This is a genomic window from Vibrio sp. D420a, from assembly GCF_030248625.1.
GTDB classification, from domain to species: Bacteria; Pseudomonadota; Gammaproteobacteria; order Enterobacterales; family Vibrionaceae; genus Vibrio; species Vibrio fortis_A.
On record NZ_JAHGAN010000007.1, the window covers coordinates 64,122 to 77,873 of the forward strand.

The 13,752-nt window shown below is 45.1% G+C and carries 11 protein-coding genes; 7 read left to right on the forward strand and 4 right to left on the reverse strand.

The window, feature by feature from the left end; all coding sequences use genetic code 11:
• Window positions 1–149 precede the first annotated feature (149 nt).
• Window positions 150–386, reverse strand: coding sequence for a YdcH family protein (locus KI743_RS07220; protein ID WP_150869889.1), 237 nt, complete (start codon window positions 384–386; stop codon window positions 150–152).
• 174 nt (window positions 387–560) lie between these two features.
• The gene (locus KI743_RS07225; protein WP_285465759.1) at window positions 561–1,433 is read right to left on the reverse strand and encodes a radical SAM protein; all 873 of its coding nucleotides are present in this window, start codon (window positions 1,431–1,433) and stop codon (window positions 561–563) included.
• Between the two features lie 596 nt (window positions 1,434–2,029).
• Here KI743_RS07225 and KI743_RS07230 point away from each other — a divergent pair.
• Both KI743_RS07230 and KI743_RS07235 read left to right on the forward strand, forming a co-directional pair.
• The gene (locus tag KI743_RS07230) at window positions 2,030–2,806 is read left to right on the forward strand and encodes an SDR family oxidoreductase (RefSeq protein ID WP_285465760.1); all 777 of its coding nucleotides are present in this window, start codon (window positions 2,030–2,032) and stop codon (window positions 2,804–2,806) included.
• Window positions 2,807–2,832: 26 nt separating this feature from the next.
• A complete protein-coding gene (locus tag KI743_RS07235; RefSeq protein WP_285465761.1) occupies window positions 2,833–3,819 on the forward strand; it encodes an AraC family transcriptional regulator in 987 nt (328 codons plus the stop codon).
• Between the two features lie 62 nt (window positions 3,820–3,881).
• Here KI743_RS07235 and KI743_RS07240 read toward each other — a convergent pair whose 3' ends face one another.
• Together KI743_RS07240 and KI743_RS07245 are read right to left on the reverse strand one after the other, a co-directional pair.
• Window positions 3,882–4,865, reverse strand: a complete 984-nt coding sequence (locus KI743_RS07240; RefSeq protein WP_285465762.1) for an HAD family phosphatase — start codon at window positions 4,863–4,865, stop codon at window positions 3,882–3,884.
• Between the two features lie 143 nt (window positions 4,866–5,008).
• On the reverse strand, window positions 5,009–6,199 hold the full coding sequence (locus tag KI743_RS07245) for an MFS transporter (protein ID WP_285465763.1): 1,191 nt from the start codon (window positions 6,197–6,199) through the stop codon (window positions 5,009–5,011).
• Between the two features lie 184 nt (window positions 6,200–6,383).
• Between KI743_RS07245 and KI743_RS07250 the strand changes: the two genes are divergently transcribed.
• The 5 genes from KI743_RS07250 to KI743_RS07270 all read left to right on the forward strand — a co-directional run bounded on the left by KI743_RS07250 (window position 6,384) and on the right by KI743_RS07270 (window position 13,730).
• Complete coding sequence (locus tag KI743_RS07250) at window positions 6,384–7,151, forward strand: ABC transporter ATP-binding protein (RefSeq protein WP_285465764.1); 768 nt, start codon at window positions 6,384–6,386, stop codon at window positions 7,149–7,151.
• Between the two features lie 15 nt (window positions 7,152–7,166).
• Window positions 7,167–8,078 (forward strand): iron-siderophore ABC transporter substrate-binding protein, encoded by a 912-nt coding sequence (locus KI743_RS07255; protein WP_285465765.1) that lies wholly within the window; start codon window positions 7,167–7,169, stop codon window positions 8,076–8,078.
• Entirely contained in the window at window positions 8,075–10,072 is a 1,998-nt protein-coding gene (gene fhuB / locus KI743_RS07260) for a Fe(3+)-hydroxamate ABC transporter permease FhuB (RefSeq protein WP_285465766.1), read from the forward strand. Before KI743_RS07255 ends, fhuB begins: the two co-directional genes overlap by 4 nt.
• A gap of 211 nt (window positions 10,073–10,283) precedes the next feature.
• Complete coding sequence (locus tag KI743_RS07265) at window positions 10,284–11,240, forward strand: GntR family transcriptional regulator (protein WP_285465767.1); 957 nt, start codon at window positions 10,284–10,286, stop codon at window positions 11,238–11,240.
• Window positions 11,241–11,573: 333 nt separating this feature from the next.
• Window positions 11,574–13,730, forward strand: a complete 2,157-nt coding sequence (locus KI743_RS07270; protein WP_285465768.1) for a TonB-dependent receptor — start codon at window positions 11,574–11,576, stop codon at window positions 13,728–13,730.
• Window positions 13,731–13,752: the final 22 nt, after the last annotated feature.

The window sequence follows — 13,752 nt, forward strand, 5'->3', positions numbered from 1 at the left end:
AAAAACTTGAAAGTTATAATTTAATACTGATTATTATGCTTGGTTTTCGAAGTAATACAATCTCTATACCGTACAAGTTCTGCTACTTCAGACACAAAAAAAGCTCCCGAAGGAGCTTATTCATTGTGTTTGCTTTATCACTGTCTTGGTTAAGCGGTTAGTCGCGCATAAAGCGAATCTTTAAGCACTGAACGGTCGTGCTTCATTTGGTGCATTTGACCATCTTCAATCGGCGAGCCGTTTAGCTCCAATTTACGAATCTCTTTATCTAAGTCGTTGTAGGTTTTCATGTCAGTCGCAAAGTTTTCATTATCTTCTGCAAGCTGAGCAATTTTATCTTTCATTTCTGGGAATTCATGAACAAGAGAGTGGTTTTCACCTAGCATAGAGACCTCTTTCCTTTTGTAGAGCCTTCAGGCTGAAATTAGAGAATGTGTCATAAATACCTTAGCAACTGAGTGCTAAAAACGATGAGATCCAGCACACAGCATCGAACAATATTTAGACGCAAATCGTATTAAAATTAGACGAGAGCGAACGCCTCGCTCCCGCCTGCCTCATTACCAAGAATAGGTTTGGATGATGTTTTGTGCAGCCATCGGATTGCTGTCGATGGCGTGGTTTACGCGCGCTAAGAATTGCTCGCGAGAATCCAACAAATATCCTTTCTGAGGCACAATATTGTTGCCATGATCGCCCCAGTAGAAAGTATCTATCTCTAAGTTTTCAAGTAGATACTTTTCTTCTTCAAGGATTTGCAATTGTGTCGGCATAATGAACGTACCGTCTTTGACCTCTTGCTCCATCACGGTTCCCGGTTGGATCGCAAGGGCCATTGGCGCAATGTGTTCCGGCTTGGTGATGTTCAGAATACGTGTGGTCTCGATGATGTGCTCTTTAGAGCGTTCACGACCACCTAAGCCGAAGATAAACGACAGCAGTACTTCGATACCTGCTTCTTTCGCCATCGCCATACCTTCAATTGCTTGCTCTTGACTCATGCGTTTTTTAATTCGGTCGAGCACCACTGGGTCGCCAGACTCTAAGCCGCAATAAGCCATATCAAGACCCGCACTTTTCAGCTCTTTCAACTCTGCAACACTCTTACGACGAAAATCGTTCAACCCACTATACAAAGAGATTCTTTGGCTCTCTGGAAAGGTGTACTTGAGCTTATTCAGTACCTTCAACAAGTAATCGGTGCGCGCTGCCATAACATTGCCATCAGTTAAGAAAATCGACTCAACGTATGGGTATATCTGACGTGCCTCTTCAATATCTTTAAACACATCCTCGATATCACGCACCTTAAAGCGCTTATCATCAAACATGCTACAGAACGTACAGGTATTAATGCTGCATCCGAGTGTGGTTTGAATCAGGATGCTGCGAGCCTCAATCCAAGGGCGGTAGATTTTTCCCTCATATTGCATAGTGGTGTCTCCAGTTACGCGCTCTAAATGATGCCCAATCGGCGGAGCGCTGTTTTATTGCGGAGAAGTCTAACAATGAGGAATTAGATTGATAATAGACAGAAATATGGAATCAGTTTATAGATTTAAAATAAAACACCCTCAGCAGAAAGTGAGGGTATTTATGCCGTTGCGACAGAGAAGAACAAAGAAAAGTTAGTTATCACAACCACCTGTATGTACCCAGACGCTGTCATCCTCTGTTGAAGACGACGCAGTAGACTGACACCCAGCGGCGAACAGTATAGTTAGAGATAGAAAAAACCACTTCATAATTTGACCTCCATATTCATTCAATAGAGCTTTAAAAACACACAACTCATAGACTCCACTTATATTCGACCTAGCTAGCGCGGAAAAACTTTCATCGAGGTGTAAAAAAGACAGATTTAAGAGATAGCGGGAGAACCTCATACCAACTCATTCTTCTCAGTGTGTCGCCGCATGCCACTATGTGTTGGCGCGATCAGATTGCTTGTTGTCGTGATCGGATATTACCTAGATCGCTGCAGTGGCTAATATGTGAACACACCACGAGACAGCACAAAGGTAGCATCATGACAAAAACAGTACTTATCACAGGCGCATCAAACGGCATTGGTTTAGAACTCGCAAAAATTCATGCTGAAAAGGGCCATGACTTAGTCATCGTCGCTCGTTCAGAAGACAAACTTAACGCTCTTAAGCAACAATTGGAAAATACTTACTCGGTCAATGTAGAGGTGATTGCAAAAGACCTATCTTTACCCGAATCCGCTCAGCAAGTATTTAATTACACGCAAGCTAAAGAACTTCAGATTGATACACTGATCAACAACGCGGGTTTTGGTGGGCACGGTAAGTTTGCAGAGCGAGAATTAGTTGATGAACAATCCATGATGCAAGTAAATATGGTGACTCTGACCAACCTAACCCACCTTTACTTACAAGGCATGGTTGAGCGCAATTATGGCCAAATCCTTAACGTGTCATCGACCGCTTCTTTCATGCCCGGTCCATTGCAAGCAGTGTATTACGCAACCAAAGCGTACGTAACTTCATTTAGCCAAGCGATAGCGGAAGAGGTCAAAGACCACAACATCAGTGTCACCGCCCTATGCCCTGGAGCGGTCGATACCGGTTTTGTTGAAGCTGGTAATCTCGATGGTGTCGACATCTGGAAAAATGCTAAATCCGCACGTTCCGTCGCTGAGTGCGGTTATGAAGCGATGCAAAAGCGTGAGCTTGTCGCTTTCAATGAGGCACCGCTTAAATTTATGATTAATTGGATTATCCCTCTTTTGCCACGCAAGACCGCGCTTAAGATTTCTCGTCAAGCGATGGAAAAGAACTAAACCTGTTTTAAAGTGAGGCAAAAGAGATGAAACGAGCCAGTAAATTCACCATTCCACCCAATTGGAAAGTACTCTTTAATGATCTAGGTCTGGATGTACACGAAATACTGGCTCATGCAGGTCTTCCTCAAGGGCTCTTTGAGCAACCAAAAGTGCAACTAACTCCTGCCCAATACTTCCGAATTTGGCATGGCATCGAAGCCGCATCTCATGGAACAGAAATGCCACTCAAACTTGCGGAAGTACTGAGTTTTGAATCATGTGATGTACCAATCTATGCCGCAATGTGCAGTGATAATCTCAACGCTGCACTAGTGCGCTTGCGCGATTACAAACCATTAATTGGGCCGATGATACTCGATATCGAAAAGGACAATACTGCGACGCAGCTTACGTTTGGTTGCTATGGGTACGAGGGGGAGTTACCCAAAACACTCAACCTAACTGAAATGGTCTTCATGACGCAATTAGCGAGAATGGCGACTCGCACACACGTTCAGCCTTTGAAGGTGGTGTTGCCAGGCTTACCTAACCATCTCGCAGCATACGAAACGTATTTTGGATGTGAAATACAACAAGGGGATTTGGCTCAGATTCGTTTCAGAGCCACCGATGCTAATGCTCCTTTCCTGACCCAAAATCAGGCGATGCTCAATATGTTTGATAATGAGCTAAAGCAAAGATTGGAAGCGCAGCAGGCAGAAAACACCACACTTGATCGTGTCTCTACGGTTTTGGTTGGTTCTCTACCGCAAGGAGAGAGCAGTATTGAGTATGTGGCAAAACAGTTAGCCATGAGTAAGCGAACTCTGCAACGAAAGCTATCGGAAGAGAACTACAGCTATCAATGGGTACTCAAAAAAGTACGTCAGGAGTTGGCCGACTATTATTTACAGCAAACGCAGCTGCCAATCATTGAGGTCTCTTTCTTATTAGGATTCCAAGAGACTAACTCTTTTATTCGAGCCTATAGCAACTGGACTGGGACGACGCCTAGCCAAGTTCGAGGCTAATGTCGCTTTAAACATTTATGATAAAAATGGGACAGCCATGCTATCCCATTTTAACAACACCATCAGTACACCTGACACCAATCCGATTTCATATCGATTAGCACCCATTCGTCACGTTGGTTCGCCTCATCAAGTGCTTTATCCAAACGTCCAACATGGGATTCACGGTCATACTGCCACTCACGTTCCGCATCGGTGTGGTGAACAATCATCGCCATTGAGTTTGGTTGGCTAGTCGCCCACTGCATCATCGCTTGATCGCCATCTGAATTCCCGACGGCTAGAATCGGCTTTTTGCCAATAATATGCTGAATATTTGAGACTTTTCCTGCTTTATCATCAATCGTTAAGATAGAAGAGTCTTTTACAACCGTTGGCTTTCCATCGTTGTAACTGTAGTTATATTTGAGTGCGCTACCGATGATCTGTTCCGTTGGTACATTGTAAGTTTCTGGAGCCCAAACTCGCATAAAATCGACACCGCCACCAGACACAATGTAGGTTTTAAAATTGTTATCTTGCAGGTAAGTCAGCATCTCTTTCATTGGCTGATAGGTAAGCTCGGTATAAGCTTTGTCGAACCGCTCATCTTTGGCGACGGCTAACCACTGGTCGACATCTCTCTGGTACTGCTCCACCGTCATTCCAGAGTGGGTCGCTAGAATAAGTTTGAGTAACCCCTCTTCTCCGCTCGACAGAACGCTTTTTATGTCATCAGCGAGCACAGATTTAAATGGCTCTTCTGTTTTCCACTCTGGATGCTCAGATGCCATCTCTTTAACTCGATCCAGTGCGAATGCTAGTTGAAAGTAATACGGTTTTTCAGACCAAAGCGTGCCATCGTTATCGAAAACAGCGATACGCTCTTCTACTGGTACATAGGTATCGGCCTGCTTGTTATTCGTTTGCTTAACAAATTTAACGATGGCGGATTTACTGGCGCTGTCCTTCCAAGAAGGCAACAGTGATGAATCACAATCTTTGGCAAAAGATGAAAAAGAGAGAGTGGAAAAAATAGCAACTGACAAGAGAGTTAGTTTCTTCATAGCAACGACCATGTTATTTATAAAATGAAAGGGTTAGCGTTTTCATTTAGCCTAGTTGGTCTACTCTAATTTTCCACTTATGACGACTATAACCACTCTTTATGTGCCAAGGGTTATGCTTCAAAATAGTCAAATATCTCTTATCAAGCTTGTCTCGAAACATCCGTTTCTGCGGTTTTTTTCTTACTCTCACCTCTTGTCCACAATGCCAAAGTGACGATCACCCCTGAAAAAGCAATACAAAGATAAATCGGGTACAGTGGATCAATCACAACGCTAAATGCCAACATCGCCGCCACTCCATAACCTATGGTGTGAGACATGGAGATATAACCAGCCACCGTCCCCGGCGAGCTGCTCCACTTATCTGTTGCTGACGCTGTATAAGCAGGCACCAGTAATGCGGCGCCAACGGAGGTCACAGCCATCGCCAGCCCAAAGGCCAACAAATGAGGAATGGTGAACAACGACATCCCGACTAGGAAGGCGATTGAGCCAACCCAGTACATCATTCGAGGCGTCACCTTCTCTTTTTTCACAATCCACACTTGGGAAAACAGTGTCATTGAAGCACTGATGCTCAATAAAATACCGATCGCGTCGCTTAGCTTCTCTGAGGGCCATTCAGTAAATGAATAGATCAAAGGCGATAAACTGTATTGCAATAACGCAACCGATGCACAAAGTAGCAGCCCAGTAATAAGGTACGGTGATAAGCTTTTATTAGGTAACCAAGATTCGCGTTTTATATTATTAGAAATAGAGGACTCGACCTTTGGAATAGGCATTATTAACGCAAAAATAAGGGCGACAAATGGCAACAAAACCATCAAAAATAACGGTGCAAAAGGATTCAACTTTAGTGCAAAAATAGAAACAATTGGCCCCAATAATCGTCCACTACTTAATCCAATGCTGACCGCTGTTATCGCCTTTAGTCTATGTTGTTCTCCGCACAATATTATTGCCCAATGCTGGCTCGCAGGTACCATTCCAGACACAGTGCATCCGTAAATCACCCTTGCGATAATTAACCCTAAAAAACATAACGTTACATTAATATCACCCGATAGGCTCAACATAGAGAACACAGCAAGCAACAGAAAACTTATGGTCATTCCCGCTAGTGCTTGGATAACCACTCGATTTGGACCATGTTTATCGCTATATCGCCCCCAAAACGGGGCTGATGGGAGAAAGAGCAGACTGCCCACAGCAATCAGAGCAGACCATGTAGGCAGTTCAAAGGCCGACTGCTCTACCAAAAATGGCAGTGATACAAGTAACCCATTTTGCCCAATTCCCATCAGGGCGGAAATAAGGCCAATCGACATTAAGTGAAACTTTTTATTATTTATTGCTAGCATAATTTAAGGGCGTAAATAAGAGTAAATAAACTCGAAATGAAAAACGCCAGATCAGAATTTGTTATTATTGATTATGTGAATAATTATCATTTTAATTTCATTGTGCTAACATTAACGGCTCTTTACCTATAACTCAACTTCATATTTCATTATGTATCAGCTTACCAATGCATCATTTGAAATCGACGGTAAGACAATTCTCTCTCCTACGAGCCTGAATTTTGAGCCTAAAAAAGTCACGACATTACTCGGCCATAATGGGTGCGGAAAGTCGACTTTAATTAAGTTATTAAGCCGTCAAAATAGTCCTACTCAGGGGCAAGTTTCCTTTAATCAAAAACCACTCTCGTCGTTTAGTCACCTTGAGTTTGCGCACCAAGTCGCTTACTTACCTCAGCACCCACCGATTACCGATGGTGTAACGGTACGTGAGTTAGTTTGCTTTGGTCGTTATCCATGGAAAGGCGCATTTGGGCGTTACAGCAAAGATGACTACGCAATCGTCGATGAAGCGATTGAGAAAGTAGGATTAAGCGAATTTTCTCAACGATTCGTCGCCACACTATCGGGAGGCGAGAGGCAGCGTGCTTGGGTCGCGATGTTATTAGCCCAACAAAGCCAATGCATCTTACTTGATGAACCCACATCGGCGCTCGATGTTGCTCACCAGCACGAGCTCTTGGCATTAATTCACGAGCTTAACCAGTCATTAGGTCTGACCGTAATCATGGTACTGCACGACGTAAACATGGCCGCTAAGTTCAGTGACCATCTGATTGCATTGCACTCTGGTCAAGTCATAGCGTCAGGTACCCCTCAAGAAATGATGACTCCAGAGACGCTCACCAAGATCTACGGTATGGAGCTCGCACTTTTCAGTCATCCAATAACAGGTCAACCGATCAGCTACATCCCATAAGAAAAGGAACGTGTTGTGAAAAAATTCTTTACTCTGCTTGTGTGCACTTTCAGTCTCAATGCTCATGCCTTAGACGTGACTCATGAGATGGGCACCACTAGCTTCGAAACCACACCAACGAAAATAGTCGCACTGGATTGGGCTCTATCTGAAACCGTTCTAAGTTTAGGTGTCGATCTCGAAGGTATTGCTGATGCAGAGGGCTACAAACAATGGGTTGTTCAACCGCAACTTAACAAACAGGCTGTCGATGTGGGTTCTCGCAGAGAGCCTAATCTAGAACTACTCACCAAACTTCAACCTGATGTCATTTTGATCAGCAAGCACATGGCCGCAGCCTATGAACCGCTTAACAAAATCGCACCGGTATTGGTTTACAGTATCTACAGTGAGAAGAAGCAGCCCCTAGAATCGGCAAAATCGGTAACACGCTCATTAGGCCAACTGTTTGAACGTGAAGCTCAAGCAAAGCAGGTGATTGCCCAAACCGAGCAACGCCTTTCAGCAAACGGTGAGCAAATACGTGCGGCAGGTAACTCTGTTCAACCACTTCTTTTCACACGTTTTATCAATGACAAAACGTTGCGAGTTCATAGTGAAGGTTCATTGGCTCAAGACACAATCCAAGCCATGGCACTAAAAAACGATTGGAATGAGCAAACCAACCTTTGGGGGTTCAGCACCGCTGGAATTGAGAAACTCGCCGAGCACCAAAAGGCTAACGTTATGATTTTCGGCCCGCTTACCGACAACGAGCGCAAAAAACTGACGAGTTCTCCACTATGGCAAGCGATGGCTTTCACTCGCAATGATTCGGTTTATGAACTTCCGGCTATCTGGACATTTGGCGGACTGATTGCAGCACAAAGATTTAGCGATCACATCACCGAGCAATTGACCAACAAACCTTTAAATCAGCAACCATGATCTCAGTTCACGCTTCACCGCCAAAAGTCGGCGTATTTGGAATCAAAACAGCAGGGCTACTCGTCACTGCTGTTTTGGTGATCGGCTCATTGCTTCAGATAACCGCCCCATATTCACAAGGGATCAGGCTCATTTGGGACACCTTGTTTGAGTATGACTCCACCAACTACCAGCACATCATTACTCATTTAACCTACCTACCCAGAATCACCGTCGCCCTGCTTTGCGGGTTTGCTCTTGCTGTCGCGGGGTGTGTGATGCAGTTTGTGCTGCGAAACCCAATTGCTTCTCCGACAACACTAGGTGTAGCAGCGGGCGCAGAGTTAGGCATGGTGCTGGGAATTCTGTTTTTACCAGCAAGCCTGAATTTTCCGAGCTTCATTCCAGCCTTCATCGGCGGATGTTTAGCTACCGGCTTGGTATTCCTGTTGAGCTCAACTCGTGGTTACTCACCACTGCACATGGTGCTCTCAGGTATGGTCGTTAGCCTGTTTTTGGGTTCCTTGAATACCATGCTACTCATGCTGCATGAGCAAAAGCTCACTAGTTTGTTTGTCTGGGGAGCAGGCGTACTCAACCAAAACGATTGGACCAGTACCCAGATTTTATTACCTTTGGTCTGCCTTCCTACGTTACTGCTGCTGATGCTACAACGCCCCCTAGCCTCACTTCAGTTTGGCGATAATGTCGCGACATCCCTGGGCGTTAACATCAAACAAGTTAAACTTCTTTGCTTGTCACTGGCAATTTTCATCACAGCTGCAGTCGTAAGCGAAGTGGGAATTATTGGTTTTGTCGGGATTGTTGCACCTGCCATCGCACGTATGCTCGGCGTGCGAGCACTTGCCAAACAGATCATAACCAGTGGCTTCATTGGTTCGGCTATCTTGCTAACCGTCGATCTAATGATCCAACCCTTTTCTGGCGTAGGTGGTGAACTTCTGCCAACGGGAGCCATGACAGCTCTGATTGGCGCACCTTTCCTGCTATGGCTGCTACAACGCACTAAATTGAACTCCGAACTAAAAACTCGCGGTGAACACATTGAACATTTCAAACATGTTGCCACTGGCAAGGTGCTTGCTGCCATGCTGTTGGTACTCGTCGTTGTATGTGCGGTTTCAATCACACTCGGGCGAAACCAACTAGGTTGGAGCATAGAGTTAAGTCCATCTCTGCTTGAACTTCGTTTACCAAGGGTACTTGTTGCACTGTTTGCCGGTATTGGATTGGCCTTTGCTGGCACTATCATTCAGCGTATATCAAGCAACCCAATGGCTAGCCCAGAAGTTCTCGGTATCAGTTCGGGTGCTGCTTTAGCACTAGTACTCGGTACCTTGATGGGTGGTGCGATTGAGCGTGAACAGCAGATGTTATTGGGAACATTAGGCGCAGCATCGGTGACTGGTGTGGTCTGGCTGATGGGGCGTAAACACAACTTTGCGCCGACCCAAACCTTGCTGACAGGTATTGCATTAAGTGCTGGATTGGATGCGCTGCTCAGAATCGCTGTGAGCTCTGGCAATGAGAACGCCACCGCACTACTGACTTGGTTATCTGGCTCCACCTACCTTGTCGCATGGAGTGATGTCACTCTGCTTGCCGTCGGCGTTTTGGTGATCGGTTCATTGTCACTGTCGCTGCATCGCTGGATAGAGCTCATCAACCTAGGCGAAGTCACCACAACTAGCTTGGGTATGAACACGACTCTAGTACGCTTAGCTTTGTTGCTGCTCGTGGCGGCACTTACCACGTTATGTACGATTGTAATCGGTCCACTGAGTTTCATCGGTCTATTGGCTCCCCATATGGCCCGCTCACTTCACCAATATCGAGCCATGCCTCAAATGCTTACCGCTGCCGTACTCGGCGCCATTATCATGATTTGTGCTGATTGGATTGGTCGAACACTCTGGTTCCCGTGGCAGTTCCCGGCGGGCCTACTCGCCTCTTTGATTGGTGGAGGTTACTTCCTCTACTTGATGAGACGCTAACGAGATTTCGTGAACCAATACTCAAAGAGCAAGCCCAGTGACCAATAAATCACTGGGCTTTTTTCTTCTCGAAACAACGCTTTGTATTTCTGCAACAAAAACACAATTTATGGTATTCGCTGGTGTTTATGTTTACCATGAGCGCAACCACCTGCCTTAGGCGCAACAACCGACCTTAGGTTTCACACTACCCTGAACAGTTTTGGACGATATGGACACATCAGCAATCACACGCCTTCAACGGGATTTACTCTTCAAAATAGTAACGCGGCTCAAAGAGGAGAACGCCGTGGCGGGAAGCAGTTTGAATGAATCCTCTCTTGCTCAGCAGTTTGAAGTCTCTCGAACTCCTATGCGAGCAGTGCTCAAACACTTGTCTGATCAAGGTGTGGCTAAATCTGTTCCATACAAGGGGTTTGTGTTGCAGATCGATGCATGTGATATCGAAACTGGCGAGCAAAACAATCAAGAGCAAGCCCGTCAAGAACAGCTTTATCTAAAATTACTCATGGACATCTTTTTCGGCGAGATCAGCGATTCATTTTCGGAAAATGAACTCCAGCAACGCTATGATGCCAATCGTGGTGAAGTCCAGTCAGTACTCAGATTATTGGAAAACGATGCAATATTCCGACGCAGCCCAGGCTACAAGTGGCAACTGGATGGTGTACTCAACTCCCTTGAAAGACACACCGAAAGTTACCGATGCCGTTTGATTTTTGAACCTGCTGGTCTGCTTGAAGCAACGTGGAAACTAAAACGCGACGCACTGGAAAAGTGTCGCGAACGCCATGTTCATGCTATCAAGAATCCAGAATCAATCACCGCTAGCCAACTTTTCACCTTGAGTGCAGACTTCCACGAAATTCTTGCAGCAAGCTCCGGTAACCGCTTCTTGCTCGGTATGATGCAACAACAAAATCGACTGCGTAAAGCGACCGACTTGGTCTCTATGCACATCCAATCTTCAGTCAGCCGTTCATGTCAACGACGTCTAGATATCATGGAACTCGTTTTAGATGGGAACAACCAAGCAGCTTCGGAGAAACTCGCTCAGCTACTTGAGAATGATGTACGCGTGATGAAGCGTACTTACCAAGATGTGATGAATGTATCTCAAGAACAACGAGAGCAAATCATCAGTAGTATTTCTCTAAAAAACAACTGAACAACAGGGTGGCCTTTCACTGCGCCGCCCTAACCACCCCGCCCCAATAAAATAAAAATAAACAAACAAATCAATAATTTAAATCAAACCCAAACTAAAAAGACCAATTATCATCTGCTCGCCTATTGTTGCATTTGAAAATAAATCGCATTTACATATTGTTTTTTCGCAACAAAAACACAATAATAATAATTCTTATTTAGAATCAAATGCAAAAACAAGCATGTGCTTGATCTAGGTTCAACCGTTTGATTCTCAATAAAAACAATAAAAATAAAGTCATCACGCCCAAGAAATGTGTGCAGCCTTTCATTGATAATTGCAGAGAATAAAATGAAAACCGAAAAAGGAAGTTTCAAACTTTCCACAGTCGCTCTAGCAGTAGCGGCGGTAAGTTCCATATTCACAGCCCAAGCTCAAGATTACTCGACCGACGAAAAAATGGTTGTGGTATCTAGTCGTACCCCAAAAGCCATTAGTGATATTCCAGGTACTGTTTGGTACATCGAACCACAGCAGATTGAACAAGAATACCGTGGTGGTAAGTCTTTAGGAGAAATCCTAGCAAGCGCTATCCCATCATTGGATGTGAGCAGCGGTGCCCGTACTAACTACGGTCAAAACTTGCGCGGCAGAAAGATGCTGGTGATGATTGATGGCGTATCGCTGCAATCTTCACGTCAAATCAGCCGCCACCTAGACTCTATCGACCCATTTAACATTGAACGAATTGAAGTCCTTTCGGGCGCAACGTCAATCTACGGTGCTGGTGCTTCCGGCGGTGTGATTAATATCATCACCAAAAAAGCAGATGGCGAAGAGCTTGAATTTGAATCTTTTGTTGGCGGTACATCAGGCTTCAACTCAGGTGAAGATTTCGACTACAAAGTTGGACAATCGATCTCGGGCGGCAATGAAACCGTTCAAGCACGCTCGTCAGTTATCTACACAGAAACTCAGGGCTTCTTTGACGCGAATGGCGATATCGTTACACCAGACATCTCTCAAGGATCTCTGCAATTCAATAAAACTGTCGACTTCCTAACGACGGTTGGCGTCAATGTCTCTGAGACCAAAAAGCTCAACTTCCTGGCGCAGTACTACGATAGCCAACAAGACTCTCCATACGGTTTGTACATTGTTGGCCGTGACTTCGTGGATGTTCGTAAAGGCTTTGATTCGGATAGAGAACATGGCACTGAGCGTATCATGCTCAGCGCGTCATACATTGATGAACAGTTCCTCGGCCACCAGCTGATTGCTGAAGCGTCATATCGTAAAGAAGACCAAACTTATACGCCTTACTTCCAATCTTCTGGTCAGCAAATCACCGATGTGATCTCGCTAAAGGCAGCACTTGCGAAAGACTTCAACCGCTTCAACATTGTTTATGGTGTAGACGCTTACCAAGATACGCTTGAAAGCAACCAAGCACTTTACGATCCGACGATTGCTAACAACTCGGGTAACCTGATCAACAAGACTTTCGCTGAAGTCGGACGCTATCCAGGTGTTGAAGTCGCCTCTATCGCAGGCTTTGTTCAAGCTGGTTTCGATGTCACGAATGACTGGTCTGTAGAGGGTGGCTTCCGTTACCAATACATGAAAAACACCATTGACGACTTCGTTGGCTACCAACAACAAAAGCAAATCGCAGCAGGTAACGGAACCAGTGCAGATACAGTTCCCGGCGGTGAAACGGATTACGGTGTTGGTCTATTCAACTTAGGTACGGTTTATCATCTAAACAGTGATTCACAAGTTTGGGCCAACTTCTCACAAGGTTTCGATTTAGCCGATCCGGCAAAATACTACGGTCAAGGCAACTACACCTTAGTGGGCGATCACTGGACGCTTAATGACAGCATCAATGTGAATGACTCTAAGATGTCTGGCATCAAGACCAACAGCTTTGAACTTGGCTACCGCTTAGACACTGGTGACCTAAGCCTGCAATCTGCGGCTTACTACTCTCAGTCTGACAAGAATGTTAAGTACAACAAAAACACGCTGCTGATCGAAGAGATCGACGATAAGAAACGTGTTTATGGTTTAGAGGCGCTTGCTTCTTACTGGGTACATGAAAACGTTCAGCTGGGTGCATCTGGCCACTACGTTGTTTCAGAAGTGAAAGGCGATGATGGTTGGGAAGATCAATCAGCAGGTGAAGCGAGCACATCAAAAGCGAACGCTTGGGCAGGCTGGTACGAAGCTGACCTATCTCTGAAAGTTCAGAGCCAAACCATGTTTGACTACGAAGATGACAGCGACAACAAGCTCAATGGTTACACTGTCTTCGACCTTGTTGGTACTTACCAACTACCAGTCGGTAGCCTAGGTTTTGGTATCCAAAACTTACTTAATAAAGACTACACCACTATTTGGGGTCAGCGCGCACAGATTCTATACGCAACACACTACGAATCAGCAGCTTATGACTACCGTGGCCGCGGCCGTACTTACACTTTGAACTACCAAGTTAAGTTCTAAGGCACGCATACATATAAATGAT

Coding starts and splice junctions, on each gene's coding strand:
- KI743_RS07230 (WP_285465760.1), top strand. CDS start 2,030: ATGACAAAAACAGTACTTATCACAGGCGCATCAAACGGCATTGGTTTA.
- KI743_RS07265 (WP_285465767.1), top strand. CDS start 10,284: ATGGACACATCAGCAATCACACGCCTTCAACGGGATTTACTCTTCAAA.
- KI743_RS07235 (WP_285465761.1), top strand. CDS start 2,833: ATGAAACGAGCCAGTAAATTCACCATTCCACCCAATTGGAAAGTACTC.
- KI743_RS07245 (WP_285465763.1), bottom strand. CDS start 6,199: ATGTCGATTGGCCTTATTTCCGCCCTGATGGGAATTGGGCAAAATGGG.
- KI743_RS07270 (WP_285465768.1), top strand. CDS start 11,574: ATGAAAACCGAAAAAGGAAGTTTCAAACTTTCCACAGTCGCTCTAGCA.
- KI743_RS07250 (WP_285465764.1), top strand. CDS start 6,384: ATGTATCAGCTTACCAATGCATCATTTGAAATCGACGGTAAGACAATT.
- KI743_RS07240 (WP_285465762.1), bottom strand. CDS start 4,865: ATGAAGAAACTAACTCTCTTGTCAGTTGCTATTTTTTCCACTCTCTCT.
- fhuB (WP_285465766.1), top strand. CDS start 8,075: ATGATCTCAGTTCACGCTTCACCGCCAAAAGTCGGCGTATTTGGAATC.
- KI743_RS07225 (WP_285465759.1), bottom strand. CDS start 1,433: ATGCAATATGAGGGAAAAATCTACCGCCCTTGGATTGAGGCTCGCAGC.
- KI743_RS07220 (WP_150869889.1), bottom strand. CDS start 386: ATGCTAGGTGAAAACCACTCTCTTGTTCATGAATTCCCAGAAATGAAA.